The sequence below is a fragment of the Mycoplasma procyoni genome, from assembly GCF_017052595.1.
Taxonomy (GTDB): domain Bacteria; phylum Bacillota_I; class Bacilli_A; order Mycoplasmatales; family Metamycoplasmataceae; genus Mesomycoplasma_A; species Mesomycoplasma_A procyoni.
Map to the genome: position 1 here is coordinate 13,478 of NZ_JAFIDB010000002.1, position 17,777 is coordinate 31,254.

The 17,777-nt window shown below is 28.8% G+C and carries 13 protein-coding genes; all 13 read right to left on the reverse strand.

The window, feature by feature from the left end; genetic code table 4:
* Positions 1 to 53: 53 nt before the first annotated feature.
* Positions 54 to 1,913, reverse strand: a complete 1,860-nt coding sequence (locus JV122_RS01000) for a P68 family surface lipoprotein (RefSeq protein ID WP_205842624.1) — start codon at positions 1,911 to 1,913, stop codon at positions 54 to 56.
* A 77-nt stretch (positions 1,914 to 1,990) separates the two neighbouring features.
* On the reverse strand, positions 1,991 to 2,806 hold the full coding sequence (locus JV122_RS01005) for an ABC transporter permease family protein (RefSeq protein WP_205842626.1): 816 nt from the start codon (positions 2,804 to 2,806) through the stop codon (positions 1,991 to 1,993).
* Positions 2,799 to 3,734 (reverse strand): sugar ABC transporter permease, encoded by a 936-nt coding sequence (locus JV122_RS01010; protein WP_205842628.1) that lies wholly within the window; start codon positions 3,732 to 3,734, stop codon positions 2,799 to 2,801. The genes JV122_RS01005 and JV122_RS01010 overlap by 8 nt, the downstream gene beginning before the upstream one ends.
* Before the next feature lies 1 nt (position 3,735).
* Positions 3,736 to 4,872, reverse strand: a complete 1,137-nt coding sequence (locus JV122_RS01015; protein ID WP_205842630.1) for an ATP-binding cassette domain-containing protein — start codon at positions 4,870 to 4,872, stop codon at positions 3,736 to 3,738.
* Positions 4,873 to 4,891: 19 nt separating this feature from the next.
* Positions 4,892 to 5,719, reverse strand: coding sequence for a deoxyribonuclease IV (locus JV122_RS01020; protein WP_205842632.1), 828 nt, complete (start codon positions 5,717 to 5,719; stop codon positions 4,892 to 4,894).
* Positions 5,712 to 7,088: a hypothetical protein gene (locus tag JV122_RS01025; RefSeq protein ID WP_205842634.1), complete on the reverse strand. Its 1,377-nt coding sequence runs from the start codon at positions 7,086 to 7,088 to the stop codon at positions 5,712 to 5,714. The genes JV122_RS01020 and JV122_RS01025 overlap by 8 nt, the downstream gene beginning before the upstream one ends.
* Positions 7,081 to 7,860, reverse strand: coding sequence for a Nif3-like dinuclear metal center hexameric protein (locus JV122_RS01030; protein ID WP_205842636.1), 780 nt, complete (start codon positions 7,858 to 7,860; stop codon positions 7,081 to 7,083). Before JV122_RS01030 ends, JV122_RS01025 begins: the two co-directional genes overlap by 8 nt.
* Positions 7,853 to 9,184 carry an RNA polymerase sigma factor gene (locus tag JV122_RS01035; RefSeq protein WP_205842638.1) on the reverse strand — a complete coding sequence of 444 codons (1,332 nt, stop codon included), beginning with the start codon at positions 9,182 to 9,184 and terminating at the stop codon, positions 7,853 to 7,855. The genes JV122_RS01030 and JV122_RS01035 overlap by 8 nt, the downstream gene beginning before the upstream one ends.
* A 70-nt stretch (positions 9,185 to 9,254) precedes the next feature.
* The gene (gene dnaG, locus JV122_RS01040; protein ID WP_205842640.1) at positions 9,255 to 11,051 is read right to left on the reverse strand and encodes a DNA primase; all 1,797 of its coding nucleotides are present in this window, start codon (positions 11,049 to 11,051) and stop codon (positions 9,255 to 9,257) included.
* Between the two features lie 8 nt (positions 11,052 to 11,059).
* Positions 11,060 to 12,418 (reverse strand): glycine--tRNA ligase, encoded by a 1,359-nt coding sequence (locus tag JV122_RS01045; RefSeq protein ID WP_205842642.1) that lies wholly within the window; start codon positions 12,416 to 12,418, stop codon positions 11,060 to 11,062.
* Between the two features lie 58 nt (positions 12,419 to 12,476).
* Positions 12,477 to 14,000: a DUF2130 domain-containing protein gene (locus tag JV122_RS04885; protein WP_205842643.1), complete on the reverse strand. Its 1,524-nt coding sequence runs from the start codon at positions 13,998 to 14,000 to the stop codon at positions 12,477 to 12,479.
* Positions 14,001 to 14,020: 20 nt separating this feature from the next.
* Positions 14,021 to 15,568 (reverse strand): MHO_4530 family protein, encoded by a 1,548-nt coding sequence (locus JV122_RS01055; RefSeq protein WP_205842645.1) that lies wholly within the window; start codon positions 15,566 to 15,568, stop codon positions 14,021 to 14,023.
* Positions 15,569 to 15,580: 12 nt separating this feature from the next.
* Complete coding sequence (locus JV122_RS04890) at positions 15,581 to 17,767, reverse strand: ATP-dependent helicase (RefSeq protein ID WP_205842647.1); 2,187 nt, start codon at positions 17,765 to 17,767, stop codon at positions 15,581 to 15,583.
* Positions 17,768 to 17,777 lie beyond the last annotated feature (10 nt).

Genomic DNA, 17,777 nt, shown 5'->3' on the forward strand with positions numbered 1-17,777 from the left:
AACAAAAAGAAAATCACCTTCAAAAAGGTGATTATCTGTGTTCATTACAGGGATTATCTGTTTTTTTCAATTTTATTAATTTCATCAATTAGTTTTTTTAGAACTTCTTCACCGCTTAATTTAGAGTTTTCAGTGTCTTTATCAACTGTTGCTTCTGATAAACTATCTTTAATAATATAAACTAATGAAGTTGTGTCTGAGTCTGATGCATAGTGAAGTGCATTAATATCATTATTTTCAACGAATTTTTTAATACTTCCAAAAGAAACTAAAGCACTTTTTAGATAGTTGATTTCAGATTGGATTTTATTTTTTGTTTCTTGATTTGTTTCTGCTGTAAATTTAGCTTCTCATTTTGTTAATAATGCTTTAATTTCTGTTTCTTTTTGTTCTGTTACATTTTGTTCTAAAGGAATAATGTAGGCTGAAAGCATAGCAATTAGATCACTAACTTTAATTTTTTCTCCTCTGTAAGTTACTTCTCCAAAGTAAAGTCATTCTAAGAATTTAATTGTTGCTTTGTCTTCTTTTCCACCATTATCTACAGAAATAGGAACTAAACTTGAACCTCCTTCTAAAAATGTTTTGTATGTTTGATTTGAAGTTTCAAATAGCTGTGGATTTAATCAAATATCATCAGCTTGAGCAAAACTTGCTGCTACATCTTCTTTTCCTTTAGCAAAAAATCCTATTGAAGTAGGTGATTTAATTGATTGCTCATAACCTACAGCAGCTGCAAAAGCAAAAGCTGTTTTGTATGTTCTTAAATCTCAAGAAGCTCATTCTGTTTTATTGTCTTCGTATTTAATATCACGTAATCCAATTTTTTTAGTACCAGCACTTACTAAATCTGTTTTGTGTGTTTGTAGAGAAAATTCATTGAAAACTTCCTTAAATTTATTTTGAATTTCTGGATCTGTTTTGATGTTGTAAGAAATTTGTGACTGAATATTTTTGTCACCAACAAATTTTTGAGTTCACATTTTTTTACCATTTAATCTGTTGTTTAAGTCTTTCATTAAAGCATCTTGTTGGTAATCAATTGAAAAGATTTGAATGTTGTCCATTCCATCTTTTACTTTAGTTTGATCGATTTCTAGTCCTGCTTGCAATTTTCTTGCAAAATCCATTGCTGAATTAATTGTTTTAAAAGTTGCATCGTTTACACCAACTCCAGCAAAAGAGTTATTTGCTTTTACTTTTAGTGCTTTTCATAAAGAATTTTCAGGAATGCTTGAACCTTTATTTTCTGATTCTTTAGCTTTTTTATAAACTTCAGAATTTTCGTCTACAACCCCGCCACCTTGTTTAACAAAATCAAATAGAAGTCTCATTAAATCAAGATTCATTGAAATTGCATCTATGTCAGAAACATTGAATGGTAAATTATATAAGTGATCTTTTTCGTTCGCTTCTCCAACCAATTTGTTGTGGTTATCTGCAATTTTTTTGCTAAATGAGTTGTATTTAATTTTTGAGTCTTTTAAATCAAGTAATTTTCCATATGTATTAATTAAGAAAGCTCCTGATTGATTTCCTAAAAGAATGTTAGCAACATCTGGAGCATTTGTTTCAATTGATTTTGCTTGAGCTACTGATAATTGGTTTGGGCCAGGTTGTTTTGTTTCTTCTCTTCTTTTTAATTCTACAGGAATAAATCCTTCTTCATTTTTCATTAATTCGTTATACATTGGAACTAATTGAGACATGGCAATCATCATAGGGAATACTGATGATTCTCCAGTTGCAAAGATAATTTTATTGTCGCTTGCAGCTGCTGAAGTATCATATATTTTTGCTTGTTTATCTGGATTTTGATTTTCGTTGTTTGTGTTATTTTGACAAGATAAAAATGTTGCCAAAGGAGCTAAGGTAAGCGCTCCAAAAGCTAAGGTTTTAGTAATTTTTTTCATTTTCTCTCCTTAAATTTTTTAGTATAAAAATTTTACAACTATAAAGCAAAAATGTGCCTAAAAAATGAAAAAAATCACTAAAAAGCGAATTTAGTGATTTTTTTAGAGAAAATTGCGTAGATTCCAAGTGGAAACAGGATTGAAATGAATGCTCCAGCGGACTGAATATTTTGGAAATTTCCACCCGAAGGTGTTGGCCCTAATTCTCTAAATCAGATCGCAATTGTTTTGTTTTGAGTTCCACTTAAAACAAAGTTCGCTCATAAATAATCATTTCAAACAGCAATGCTACTAAAGATAATTATTATTAAATAAACACCTTTTAAGTTAGTTCAATAAATATAATAAATTCTGTTTCAGATATTTAAATTATCTAATTTAGCAAGTACTAATTTATTTTTATTTGTGTTTTCAATTTCTTTAGCTAATTGAAAACACAAATAGAAAGAAAAAATCGAATTAACTGCAAGATTGAAATAGCTTGCTGTTTGAATTAAATTAAGATTAATTAAAATGGATTTAAGAGCTAAAAATAAACCAAACTCAGGTGTTGAAGTGATTATAAAAAGGCTTATTAACAAAATCTTTTTGATTTTGGCATTAGCTAAATAATAAGCTGCTCCAAAGGTTGTATAGATTGTAATTCTAATTAAATTAAAGATCAAAATGGCACTAAAAGAAAGACCTAAAGCCCTTCAAAAATCACTGGTTGCAAAGAAATTATAGTTTGAAAAATCTCAGCGACTTATGTGAATTGAGTAATCTCCAGAAGCTACAGAATTTGTGTCTTTTAAGCTGTATGCCAGCAGTATGTATAAAGGAAATAAAATAAAGAATAAACAAGACACTAAAGCAATGTATTTTAGTGTTTCTTTAAAAATAGTCTTAAACATAAACACCTCTTTTTTGCTTTATTTTATTTCAAATAGAAAAGCTTATAAAGGGAATTGCACTGATAATCACTAAAAATAGAAGATATAAAAGCGTTAGTAAGCTTGCTGCATATGCTTTATTAAAATTGATTCTTACAGAACCATTTAGTGGGTTGATTCAGTCAATGATGTAGCTTGCCAGTGTGTGTGCTTTTAGTTGATCAATTAATTGAGGTTCAATGATTGCTGATGGAAAGAATAAAAAGGCATAAATCACATTTGTGAGTGCAATTGTAATAAAGCTTGCTTTTCATTCTTTGAGATAAAGTGATCTAAACTTTGTTAAAAAATTAAGATTATCAAGCTTAATTTGTTTTTTATATTTGTTGTCTACTTTTAAAAATAGAAAACTGAAAAAAACAATATTAAAAGAGATTGAACGTCAAATTTGGAAGACTAAAAAGTAGATTTTGATGTCTAAAGGATCTTTGAGCGAGCTAAAGCTATAAGTAGAATTAAAGAAGCTAAAAAAGATGTTTTTTTCTCCAAATAAAAGAGAAAAAGAGATTCCGATTGCAAAGCTTGAAATAAAAAACTGCGAATAAATTACATTAATAAAGATTTTTGAAAAAAGCTTGCTTAATAAACTATTTAAAATATAAGCCAAAACAAAAGAAATAATTATTCCTGAAGGAGCGGCTACAAAGAATAAAAAGGTTGAATTTTTGAGTGCTACACTAAAGGAAGGATCATTTGTGATGTTCTGAAAATTTTCGATTCCTATTTTATAAACTAATCTTTTGTTACCTAAAAATACAACAAAAGATTCTGAAATTGTTTTGCTAAGAGGAACTATAAAAGTTGCTATTGAAAAGATTAAAAAAGGGATTAATAGAGAAAAGAAAGTTATTGTCTTTTTTCAATTAATTTTTTGATAAAGATTTTTCATTTTAAAAGGAAATTAAGTCCTTTTGGTTGTATTTTAGATCAAATTTATCATTGATCTCATAAAGATCTTTTAGTAAAGAAACTTTTATAGTTTGCTCTTTGTTTTTTAGAAAATAAATTACTAAATTACCTGTATATTCTTTATTTTCTAAAATAAATTCGCCTTCTTGATTTGGTAATAGTTCAATTTTATTTGCTCTTATATAGAAATCCTTATCTTGTTCTTTTTTCAAGAAATTAATTTCTGGATAACCAAAGAAATTAGCACAAAATAAGCTTTTTGGTTTTTCAAAAATGGTAACCGGATCATCAAATTGCTCAACAGTTCCTTGATTTAATAAAAGGATTTTATCGCTAATTTTTAGAGCATCGTTTTGCTCATGAGTAACCATGATAATTGAGAGATTGAACTGCTTTTTAGTTTCGGTTAGTCACTGAATTGATTTTTCTTTTATTTTGATATCTAATGCTGAAAAAGGCTCATCCATTAAAATTAAATTGTTCTTTTTGATGATTGCTTTAGCAAAAGCAACTCTTTGTTTTTGACCACCTGATAACTCTTTTGCCTTTTTGTTTAAAAGGTCAGAAATTTCAAGTTTTTGAGCAAGTTCTTCAAGCTGAATTCTGAAGATGTTTTTTAGTTTTGTTTGCTTTAAAAAGTCTTTGTTTTTTGTTTCTTTTTTTGTAAAAAGTCCTTTAATCCTAATTAGATTTCTTAATCAAAACTCCCTATTTTCCTGTATATTTGATTGATATTTAGCAACTAAAGATGCTAATTTTGAATCTTGATCACTAAAGTTTTTTATAGCTTCTAAAAAGCTTTCCTTTTTTCATTTAAAAGAACTTTTAGAACTTAAAAAGATGTTATCAAATACAGAAATTTCATCATAAAGAAAGTGGTTTTGAAGGATGTAACCAATTTCATGAATTTTAAGATTATTTTTAATAAAAACTTCTCCTTTGGTTGGTTTGAGAAGTTTAGAAATAATATTTAAAAGTGTACTTTTTCCTGAACCGGAAGGTCCAACAATTGAGATAATTTCATTTTCACTAAAGTTAAGTTCTTCAATTTTGAGTGTTTGTTTTTTATCATAAAAAAACTCAAGATTTTTAATTTGGACAATGTTTTCTTTTTCCATTTTTGTCTCGATTCTCTATTTATTTTTCTAATAAATAAGCTATTTCTTGTTTATAAATTGGTCCTTCTTCTTTTCAAGGAGTTTCTAAAATTATTGGGATGTTATCAAAATGTGGATCATGAACCATTCTTTTGAGAATTTCTTTTGGAATATAACCTTCTCCAATGTTGGCGTGTCGATCTTTATGTGATTCTAAAGGATTTTTAGAGTCATTTAAGTGAATTACTTTAAGGTATTTAAAGATATTTTTATCTTTGAGCAACTGAATAAACTCATCGTATTTTTGCAGATCATAACCAGCATCTCAAATGTGACAAGTGTCAATGCAGATTCCTGTTCTTTTGTTATTTACGTTTTCCAAAACATAAAGAAGCTCATCAAAATTAATTCCAACTTCAGTCCCTTTTCCGGACATTGTTTCTAAAATAATCTCTACATTTTGTGTGTTTTCTAAAATATAATTCAGAGATTTAATTAGTTGATCAAGTGATTCTTGACGACTGAAAGTTGTGTGTGATCCAGGGTGTAAAACAAGGTATTTAGCACCTATATAGTTCATTCTTTCGATTTCTTTAATTAAGAAATTATTAGCAAATTCTGCTTTTTCAGGGTTTGCTGGGTTAGTTATATAAGGAGCATGCACAACAATGTCTTCTGGTTTGATTTTGTCTTTAAAATCTCTTAAATACTCAAATAACTGGTAGTTTTGAACACTTGCTCTCAAAGTTGTTTGTGGAGCACCTAAATAAATCATTGCACAGTTTGCTCCGTTGTTTAGTGATTCTTCAATTGCTCCATAAAGGTAGTTTGGTTTTTTAAAGGAAACGTGTGAACCAAGTTTAATCATTTTTTGCCTCCAAAATAAAAGTTACATTTTTTTCATAGTTGATAATAAATTCTTCGATTGTGTATTTTTCAAGTCCTGTTGTGTTGACTACAAATTGATTATTTTCAACTTTTACATTAATATATTTTACTTCTTTTGAGCTTACTGTTTTTCCATTTTCTTCTTTTGAATTTAAAAATGATAATTTAACAGCAATTTCAATTGATTTTATTTTTGAGTCACCTTCATTTAGTTTATAAGTTTTAGTTTTGTTTTGAGCATCTTCAGATACTAAAGAATAGCTTGGAGAGTAATTGTAAGACAAGGGTTGAGCTATGTTAATTTCTCTTTGATTTTCTGTAAATTCCTGTCCATCTCTTGTATATTTAAAGGATACATTAACTAAATTGTATTTTTTATCTGGATCAAAATCGCCTTTAGAAAACTCAATTTCTGTTTCTAATAATCCTGAGTCGCTTTCTTCGTCATAATCACCATAACTAAAGGGAATTTCCTTTGTAATCGTCTTTTTAGGCATTGAATCTTCTGTATTTTCTTTTTTATCTTCTTCGAAAGTATAACTAATTGAGTGTATTTCAGAAGGAAGAGCTTCAAAAGATTTTGAAATAGTTTTTAGAATTACTTTATCTTTTGTTTGTTTAACTTGGATAGGACTTAAATCAATTAAAAGAGGATATTTAGATAAATCAAAAAATTCATATCTTGTGATTTCTGTTTGATCTTCGTTTGTGTCAAAGATTACTATTTTGTATTTTTTGTTTTTATAAAAAGGATTTTTGTTAGGTTTAAAGAAAAATCTTACTGCATCTTTGAAAGGTTGGGGTTTTATAAATTCAAATTCATTTTTTTCACTATAAACATTTTGAACAGTACCTCCAACCGCAACTTGATCAAAAATTGGAGTTCAAAGATGATCATCTTCAATAATTCTAAATTGAGTATCTTTTGTAAGATCATAGAGATTAACAAAAGAATAGGTGTTTTGTCCTATTATAAATGATGATTCTGCATCTTTAAGTTGAGCCGTTTTTAATAACTCTAGTAATTTGGTGTTTATTAGTTCTGCTTTTTGTTCCTCTGTTTTATCAACAGGATCTTTTGGTTTTTCAGGTTCAGGGTCTTTTGATCCTGTTTCTCCAGGATTTGGATTGTTTGGATCGCTTTTCCCTGGATCTTCAGGTTTCGGAGTGTTTGGATCGCTTTTTCCTGGTTCTTGAGGATTTGGTTTATTTGGATCGGGTTTTCCTGGGTCTTGCGGATTCGGTTTTGCTGTATCTTTTTGTTCTGAAACTTTAGAACAAGAAAACACAAATGCAGGGCTAAAAGCTAAAACAGATAATGGAAGAAGTAATTTTCACTTTTTAAACATTTCTTATAATCTCCTTTAAATTAAAAATTTCAATCTCAATTCCTTTTGTTTGTTGTTCTAAAATTTCTTTAAAATAACCTAAATTTATTTGTTCTACTAAATGTGGAACAAATAAAACATTGGTTTTTTTCAGTTGATTGTAATTAATTAACTCATTTCATTTTGGATCTGAAGTTATGTATAAATCGGCTTTATTTTTGATAACATCTAGCATATTCTCAAGACCTGCAGCACCTGGTAAAATAGCTACTGTTTTAAGTTTGTAAGTGTCTTTAAAAACATTTGTTTGCAAACAATTTAAATTTGTTTTTTGTTTGAAATTATTGACAAAATCACTGAATTTAATGCTATTTTCAAGTTCATAAATAGCATTAAATTGACTAACTGAAACGACTCTTTTTCCAGCTAATTCCAGTGATTTGAAAATCAAATCAGAACCTGTGTTAGCAACATAATCAAAGTTTGTGTGTACAGAAAAAACACTTATTTTGTTTTTCTTTAATTTGCTATAAATGTTTCTTTTGTAAGGATCAATTACAAAGGATTCTTTGAGTGTTTTCTTGTAAAAAAGGAAAGTGTGATAATTTAAAATAAAATCAAAATTGTTGTTGATTGCATAATCAACAACTTCATTTGTTAAATCTAAAGAAATAAGAATTTTTTGAATGTTTTTTTCATAAAAAGAAGAAAAACCCACTTTGTCTCAATCCTCAATTGATTCTTGTGGGAATTTTCTGTCTAAAATGTTTTGAATGTCTGTAGTTTTAGTCATTATTTAAAAAGTCTTTTAGTTTTGTTTTCTTATTTCCATGTTTTAGTTTTCTTAAGATTTTGGTTTCAATTTGTCTAATTCTTTCTTTAGTAACTCCTCTTTCCATTGCTAACTCTTCTAAAGAGTGAACTTTGTATTTTTCACCATTTTCATCTTCACCGACACCATATTTTTTCATAATAATCTTTCTTTCATCTTCATCAAGATTATTCATTAGCATTTCTTTTAAAACAGCTGCTAATTCTTGGTTTGAGGTGTAATCGACAGGAGAAATCACTGATTCATCCTTTATAAAGTCAGAAAAGAAAGAATCGTCTTCTTTTCCAATTGGCTTGTCTAAAGAAATTGGATCAACATTAATTTTTCTGATGTATTGAACTTTTTCAGGAGTAAAATCATCGCCCATTCTGTCTGCGATTTGTTGATCAGTTGGTGTTTGTCCTAATTCTTGTTGAAGTTCTCTTTCAACTTTAGTAAGTTTATTAATTGTTTCAACCATGTGAACAGGAACTCTGATGATTCTAGCTTGATCAGCTACAGCTCTTGTAATCGCTTGTCTAATTCATCAAGTTGCATAAGTTGAGAATTTATAACCTTTTTCATATTCATATTTTTGAACAGCTTTTATAATTCCGGCGTTTCCTTCAGAAATTAGATCAATAAAGGAAAGTCCTCTATTTTTGTATTTTTTAGCATTGTTAATTACAAGTCTTAAGTTTCTGTTGATTAGTGTGTGACGCGCTTTTCTTGCTCTGTATGGTGAACCGTGTCTAATTTCTTTAGCAAGCTCAATTTCCTCTTCTTGAGAAAGGAGTTTTCCATATTTACCAATTCAACGCATGTATCATTTGATGATATCGTTTGTTTCTGTAAGTTTGTTTCTTAACTGAGAATCACTTAGATCGTATTCTTCAACTTCGAGATCGTTGTCGTCATCAATTTCATCCATTGAATCATAGTCTTTTAGATATAAATCATCGTCTTCATCATCTAAATCATCGAGCATGACTTCATCATCACCAAAGTCGCTTTCTTTTTCTTTTTTAGCTTTTTTGGTTTTGCTTTTTGTTTTTTTAGCTTCTTGTTCAAGTTCTTTTTCGGATACCTCTTCTAAATCTGAAGCATCTGCTTCAGACTCAATTATTCCTTCTTCGATTAATAAAGCAAATAATTGATCTGCTTCATCTTCTTCGATGTAGTATTTTTTATTATTGATAAATTTAAAAACTTCCTCTTGTGTGAGGTGTTTTTTATTCTTTTTCTTGGAAATTTCTTTCTTTAATGCCTCAATAAGAGTTGCGTATGTCCCAACTTTAGTACCCATTCTTCTCCTTTTCTATTTTATTAAAAAAATAGAGAAAATTTACTATAAATTATATAATAAAATCGACTTTTTAGAGCCTTTTTTCTTTTTTTTCTTTATTTTTTTTATCAAGTATAGCCATATAAACTTGAATTTGTCTTAAATATCTTTCTTTTTCTTCTTCGTTTTCAGAATTGATTAAACAAGATTCATAATATTTAATCATTTCAATGATGTTTAAATTTAATTTTTGATCGTTTAGTTTTAGTAAATTTGCCTTTATTGAAGTTCAATCTGAGTTCATTTTAGCATATTCTTCAATGTAAATATCTTTTAGTTTTAAAAATTCTCTGCGTTTTTCTGTGTCATAAACCAATAATAAATTATCAATTAAGTCTTTGTCGCTGTCTTGAATTTTGACACTTGATTTATCACTAAGATATAGTTTTTCGATGTCCGGAAGTAATAATACAGAAGTTATTAGAGTGTTAGTTCACTTTCTGATCTCAAAATTAATGTCTTCTTTAATTTGTTTTGAGGTTCTTGCTTTTTTTTCTTGAGCTACAAATTGAGTTGCACTTGGGTAGTTATTGCGATCAAAATTATAGTTATTAGCGTGATTAAAATTGTGTGGATTTGAAATTTTGATGTTGATTTTAAAGTCTTCTTCAGCTCTTTTGATAAAGAAGTTTTTTTCATCTTGGTTGGCAAATTCTAAATAAATTGAAAATTCATTTGAGAATTTTTGAGCTGATAAATAATCATTTTGATCAACTTCTTGTGATAATTTATTGTAAATAAAAGATAGAGCAGAAATTCTTTTGTCTGCTATTAAACGACTTAATTCATCTTTTCCGTGTGCTTCTAAATACTCATCTGGATCTAAATCTGTTGGATTATTAATGATCTCAACATTAATAGAAAATCTTAAAAGTGTCAAAATGGACTTTTTAGTCGCTTCTAGTCCAGCTCGATCTCCATCAAGCATTAAAAGGATTTTTTTGTGTTTTAGCAACGGAATGTGATGCTCTGTAAGTGCTGTACCCATCAGTGCGACAGCATTTTTGATGCCGGCTTTGTAAAGAGCTATAACATCCATAAATCCTTCTGTAATTATCAGTTCTCTTTTGGAATTAAGATTTTGATTTGCAAAGTGGTAATTATAAAGGATGTTTGATTTTGAAAATAGTTGATTTTGCGCACTATTTAAATATTTTGGACCATTGTCATCAAAAAGAAATGTTCTTCCTGAAAAACCAACAATGTCGCCATATTCATTTTTAATTGGAAAAATAACACGATTTTTGAAAAAGGAATTTTCTGTTTCTGTAATTAAAGAAGCATTCATTAAGATGTCGACAGGATTCTTTTTGAGTAATAATATTTCTTTTAGTTGCTCGTTGTTACCATTAAAACCAATCTCAAATTGTGAGATTGTTTCTCTTGAAAAATTTCTTTTTTTAATAAAGGCAACTAGCTCTTTATTCTTAGTTAGTTCTGTGTTTAAATTAAGTTGAAAAAAGGCACTAGCATCTGTGTTTGCTTTGATGATTTGCTTTTGAATTTCTGTGTATTCAACAACTTTTTGGTTATTGTTTTCGTGAATATCAAGATTAAGATTGTATGTATTATTAAATCATTTTAGAGTGTCGATAAAACTTCAGGAATTGTATCTCATGATAAAATCAATAACAGTTCCAGAAACATTACAACTGAAGCACTTAAAGATCTTTTTAGAGGGTGAAATAGATAAAGAAGGCTTTGTGTCGCTGTGAAAAGGACAAATTGCTCAATAGTTATTTCCGTTCTTTTTAACGGAAATAAAAGAAGATATTGTGTTTACAATATCAACATTTTCAAGGATAAAGTGTGCTGGTGTTTGGTCCATTTAACTCCTTACAAATATTTTTTTATTTCGTCAATGAAAATTCTTGTTTGTTCCATTGTGTCTCTATCTCTTATTGTTACTTTATTATCTTCTAGTGTGTCATAATCAACTGTTATACAGTAATTTGTCCCAATTGCATCTTGTCTTCTGTATCTTTTTCCGATTGATCCTGCTTCATCGTAAATTGCGCTGATGTTATTTAAAATTAAGTTGCTAAAAATCTCTTCTGCTTTGTCAGAAAGTTTCTTAACTAAAGGTAAAACAGCAATTTTGTATGGTGAAAGTTCTTTGTCAAGTTTTAAAACAATTCTTGAGTCACCTTCAGCAACTTGTTCTTCTTCATAAGCATCAATTAAAAGTGCAAATAGTAGTCTATCCATTCCAATTGAAGGTTCGACAACGTGTGGAATTAGTTTTTGATTTGTGTTTGGATCTAAATACTCAAGTGATTCTCCTGAGTGTTTCATGTGTGAAGAAAGATCAAAATCACCTCTATGAGCAACTCCTAATAACTCTCCTCAACCAAACGGGAACATAAACTCAATATCACTTGTTGCTTGAGAATAGTGAGCTAATTCGTCTTTTTCATGTTCTCTGATTCTGATTGATTCTTCTTTAATTCCTAATGTTAATAAGAAGTTTTTTACTTTAGAAATGTAGTCTTTATAAACTTCTAAAGATTGATCTGGATGACAGAAAACCTCGAGTTCCATTTGTTCAAATTCTCTAGTTCTGAAAATAAAGTTTCCTGGTGTAACTTCGTTTCTAAAGGATTTTCCGATTTGTCCAACTCCAAAAGGAAGTTTTGCTCTTGTTGTTCTTTGAACATTTTTAAAATTAACAAAAATCCCTTGAGCTGTTTCAGGTCTTAAATAAATTTTGTCTTTTTTATCAACAACTACCCCTTGGTGTGTTTCAAACATTAAATGGAATTCTCTGATTGGTCCTCAGTCAGCTTCTGAACCATCATATTTTTTTACATTGTCTTTAATTAGTTTTTCTAATTCTTCTTTTGATAAAGCTGCAACATTAACTTCTGGAAATAGCTCTTCAGCAATGTGATCTGCTCTGTATCTTTTGTTGTTTTTTCTGTTTTCGATTAGTGGATCTGAGAAATTAGCAACGTGCCCTGATGCCTCTCAAGTTTTAGGATTCATTAAAATTTTTGAATCGATTCCGTAGTTATTAGGTACTTTTGTTATAAATTCTCTTCATCATAGATCTTTAAGATTTCTTGTAATTAAAACTCCTAAAGGTCCATAATCTCAAGTGTTTGCAAGTCCTCCATAGATTTCAGAACCCTGAAATACAAACCCTGAATTTCTTAAATGATTAATAATATCTTGTATATTTTTGCTCTTATTCATAATATTTAAATTATATAAAATTTAGCTCCTTTTTGTGTTTAAATAGTGATTATTGTTATTAGTCTTCATCGATTTCGATTTGATCATTGACATCAGCTTTTTTAAAACTGAATTTTTGAAGCCTTTTAGCTGCGTTTTCAATGTATCTATTAATTTGAGCTTCAGCTTCTTCTTGAATTTTTTCTGCTGTTGAAATAATTTTTGTAGCTTTATCAAGAATTGAATTTGCCTTTTCTCTTAAAAAGCGCAGTTCCTTTTGTAATAATGTGTTTTTAAGTTCTTCAAATTCAGCAACAATTTCTTTGTTTGACTTGAATTCATTTTGATCAATAAGTTCATTTTCTCTAGCTCAAAGACTGGCTGCAATTAATTTTAAAACAGATTTTGCATAAGCTGGTCTTACAATAATCATTTTTGGATATTCAGAATCGAAAGTGATCGAAAAGTCTAATTCAGGTTCTAATTCAGTAATTAAAAGAGAGAAATCTCCGTTGAAATTAATTCTGTCCATTTCGAGTTTTTCAAAGTGTTCACTATTTTTTGTTTTTCCTGAAGTGCTTTGAGCTTTAACCTCGATTACAACACTTCCTAAAACTAATTCCTCTTTTTGTTTACTTTGAACTTCAAAATAAAAATCTGGTTTTTTTCCGTTTATTGCTTTTGTTGTTTTTTCGTATTTGATTCCAGACATCATATCAAAGCCATCACGCAGTATTTCTTCAGAAACATATCTTTCTAGCTCTTCTCCAATGAGTTTTGAGTTGTTTCCTCTTGACCTTTCAAGCTGATCGATTTTGTTTTTTAATTCAATATTTTCATTTGTTAAAGCTAATTTTTGGTTTGCTATTTCACTATCGAATTTAAGTTGGAAATTTTGTTCCATATTAACTGTTTCTTGTTCTAGTTTTGAAAGTTCTTTGCTTAATTTTGAGTTTTCAGCAACTATTTTTGTATATTCTTCTGTTTTTTTGAATTGTTCTACGGCTTCAATTCTAGTTGTTTTAAGTTCTTGTGCATGAACTTGAATTTTGGTGTTATTTTGATTGTTAATTTCTTTTTGCTGCTCAAGTTCTTGTAGAAGTTTTCTAAATTCATCGCTTTTTCTAAATTCTTCAATTGCTTCTGCTTTTAGTCCAGAAATTTTTGCATCTTTTTCTTTTACTAAAGCTGTATTGTCAGCGTTTTGTTGTTTAAGATCGTTGATTTCTTTTTGTAGTTTTAGATACTCATCGCTTTTTCTAAATTTCTCAAACGCGGATAATTCAGCATTTTTAAGTTCTCCGTCTTTTTGTGTAAGAAGGTTTTTGTTTTCATTTAAGTCGTTTTTGTATTTGTCTATTGACTCTAATAAACCTTTGTATTCTGGATTTTCTTTTTTGTATTTATCAATAATTTCAGATGTTAGTTTTTGTCTTAAATCATTTGTTAGTTGCAGCTCAATTGCTTGAGTTAATTGAGCTAATTCTTTTTCATTATCTGTTTGAATATAAAAGAAATCGCCTTTTTTAACATCGTCAGAGTTGATTTGGAATTTTAGTTTTGGTTCATTTTCAATTAATATTACTTTTATTTCTTTTGACATTTTTTCTCCTTGTTTATTGTTTATTTTTCTATTTTGTAGTTAAAGATAACATCGAGTCTCTTTGTGTGAATTTTATCTGGTTCGTTTTCAGAGAATTCATAGATGATTGAGATGGTATTAAGTTTACAGATTTTAAGCAGTGTTTCGAGCGAAAGTGCTACTCCACTGTTTTCTAAATGTTCTGTAATTAAATAAGAAATTACAAGAAATTGTGGTTTTAATTCTTTTAATAAAGAGAAGAAGTGAATGTTGAGTCTATCAACATACAATCCTCAATTTTTGAAATCATTTTCATGAATTTGATTCTTAAATTCCTTTAAGAAACTTGAATAATTTCTTGTTTTAATTATTAAGCTTGGTGTGTTTTCATTAAAGGTTTTATATTGTTTTAAAAAGAGTGATGAATTAATGAAAATGATTGAATTTGGGTTAGGATTTTCTAAATAGTGACTAGCAAGCTCGTTAAACAGCCTTTCTTTCTCTCTTTCATTGAAAAACTTCATCACTTTTTTAGGAACGTCTGGGTAAATAATTTTTGAATCAATCGGTTTTTTCCTTTTTAAAATAGAAATTTCAGTTATTGGCATTGCATCATTATTAACAAGTCTTTTGTATTGATCTTTTGCTTCTCCAAAAGCTTCCATTTCTCTTGAATAATCAATTACATAAGGTAAATCAAGTTCAAAAATTGTTTTTTGTTGTGATGATTTTCAAAGGGAATAATTTACTAAAGGTTTAATTCTCGGACCATAAATTAGAGATTCTGAATAAGAAGATTCAGCAATAACAGCTATTTCGTTATAGAAATAATTGTTTCTGAATTTTAGAAATTTTTTGATTAGTCTTGTTTTAATTTTTGGAAGTGCTTTTTTGTTTTTTCTTCTAAAACCTAAAGATAAAACACCATCTTCGTAAATAATTTCATTGATTATAAAACTGTATTCAGGGTGTCAAGTAAAAAATCTTTCCATAATTTGTTTTACAGATTTTTCACTGTTTCAGATTTGTTTTAGAGAAAATGAGATGTATAAATGGAAGTTTTTGTTTGAGTTTTTAATGTCTCTAAATTTGCTGAATTTGATTTTTTTTCTTAAATAAAATGGTGGCTTGATTGTAATTTTAGAAACTTTGTTTCTGAAAATTAAAATCATTTTTTCATTGTCGCTTTCTGTAAACATAAAGCTATATTTTTTATAAGAATCAATCTTTTTGTTTTTGGTTCTATCTGCAATAACAACATCCATAAACTCATGTTCTCAAGTTTCAATGTTTTCTAAAAATTGATCACGATAGTTTTCTGTAATAGTTTTTGAGAATTCATTGATTGAGAGTCAGTTTCCAGAGTAAATGTGTTCTCTGTGTCCAAAAACTTCTTGAGCACTGTCAAGGTACTTAACATCAATCATTCTAATACGTTTTTGTTCGTGATCATAAAGCATTGGAACAATCAACGAGCTACTTCTACGCAGTTTTTTTGTTGTGTATCTAAAAATATAAACTGTTGCAATTATTATCGCAACAGCACATATTATTAATACAGAAACATAAATTAAGAGTTTATAATCCATCTATTTTTTCCTTTATAACTGTATTTTTTCTAATGATTTATGGTTTTTAAGAAGTGTTTTGATTAAGCCATCTTTTTGGAACTTGATGACAGCAACATCGCCTTGAATTTCAAGTACAATTCCTTGTCCAAAAACGATGTGATTTACAATATCACCAGCAATTAATTCGGCAGCTTTATCATCTTTTGAGTAGTTAAGTTTTCCGTCTTGACTTATTCTTGTAAAGTTAAGTAGTTTTTCTGATTTAATTCCCATTTCAGAAACAAAACGAGATGTTTGAGAAAGTTGGTTGTTGTCATAGAAACTTCCACCAGAATCACTGATAAATAGACGTTCTTTAGCACGTGTTACAGCAACATAAGCAAGTCTTCTTTCTTCTTCAATATCTTTATCTTCTAAACTTCTTCTACTTGGGAAAATCCCTTCAGACATTCCAACTAAAAAGACATTTTGGAACTCAAGTCCTTTTGAGCTGTGAGCTGTCATTAGAGTAATTCCTCCAAAACTTGAGCCTAATTCATCAGAGTCTGTAAGTAGTGAAATTTCGTCTAAATAAGCATTTAATCCTTTATCTTTGTTTTTGTTTTCTCAAGATTTTATTGCAGCTAAAAGCTCATTAATGTTTTGTTGTGCTTCGTGTTTTTCGTTTGGTTGAACTTTCATTGATTGCATGTATTTAATTCTTTCGAGGAATTTTTCTAAAATAGCATGAATTGGGTGTCCATCTTTGATCATTTTTCTTGATCAGTTGATGTCGTTTAGAAACTTAACAACTTCTTTTTGTAAATTGTGTGAAAGAGGCAATTCTTGGAAATTTGCCTGTGTTTTTAGTTGTTTTAGGTTTCCAAAGTAATCAATTAAACACTCAAAAGGACTCATGTTTTTATTGTTTGCAAACTCAACTATTTTTTGAATAGCAACTGGTCCAATTTTACGAGAAGGAACATTAATAATTCTTAAAAGACCTACTGTTGAACCATCATTGATAACTTTTAAATAAGCAATGGCATCTTTAATAACTTTACGCTCAAAGAATTTTTGTCCACCTAATAGTTGATAAGGAATGTTTTCGTTGATTAGTGCTTCTTCAAAAGCTCTTGAATAAAAGTTAGAACGATAAAGAATGGCAATGTTTTTTAGTTGAACTTTTTTCTTTTTAAGTTCATCTATTTTATGAACAACTCATCTTGCTTCAGATTCCATGTTAAAAGCATGATAAAACTGAATTTCATCTTCTCCTTCATTTTCTGTGAAAAGATTTTTTTCAAGTCTGTTTTTGTTATTTTTGATTAGTGAGTTAGCTGCAGAAAGAATGATTTGAGTTGAACGATAGTTTTGAGCTAGTGTAATTGTTGTTGTGTCTTTGTAAAAATCACTGAAGTTAACAATTAAGTCTGGATCAGCTCCTCTTCAGGTATAAATTGTTTGATCTGGGTCTCCAACTATTGTTAAAATAGCGTTTGTTGAGGTTAGTGATTTTACAATATCAAATTGCAGTTCTGAAGTATCTTGGAACTCATCAACTAAAATGTATTTAAACTTATTTGCCCATTTTTTCTGTATATTTGGAAAGTTTTTAAAGATTTTGGCAACAAAAATTAGAAGATCATCAAAATCAAGAGCTTTGAGTTCTTGTGTTTGTTGATGGTATTGTTTGTAAATTTGAAAATGAATTTCTTCGTCTTCTTCAAGAGATTCGACTTTGATGTCTTCTGGTTCAATTTCATTGTTTTTTCATTTAGAAATTCGATCAAGAGCAGAACCATATGTGATGTCTTTGTTTGTGATTGAGAGTTTTCTGTAAATATTTTCAAGAATTGATTTTTGATCAGAAGCATCTAAAATATCAAAACCAGAATTATAACCTTCTAAAACTTCGATTTCTCTTCTTAAGATGTGGTTGCAAAGTGAGTGGAATGTTGTTATAAAAGCAGAAGCACCCTTTTGACCAATTAAATCAACAACTCTTTCTTGCATTTCTTGAGTGGCTTTATTTGTAAAAGTTACAGCTAAAATTTCAGAAGGATTGGCTAATTCTTCTTGAATTAAATAAGCTATTTTTCTTGTTAAAACTCCTGTTTTACCACTTCCAGCACCAGCAATTATTCTGAGGTGTCCTTTGTTGTATAAAACAGCAGCTTTTTGTTCTTTGTTTAGATTTGCAATTAAATCTACTTTTTGGTGATCGGCATTAACCATTTCTGCCTCC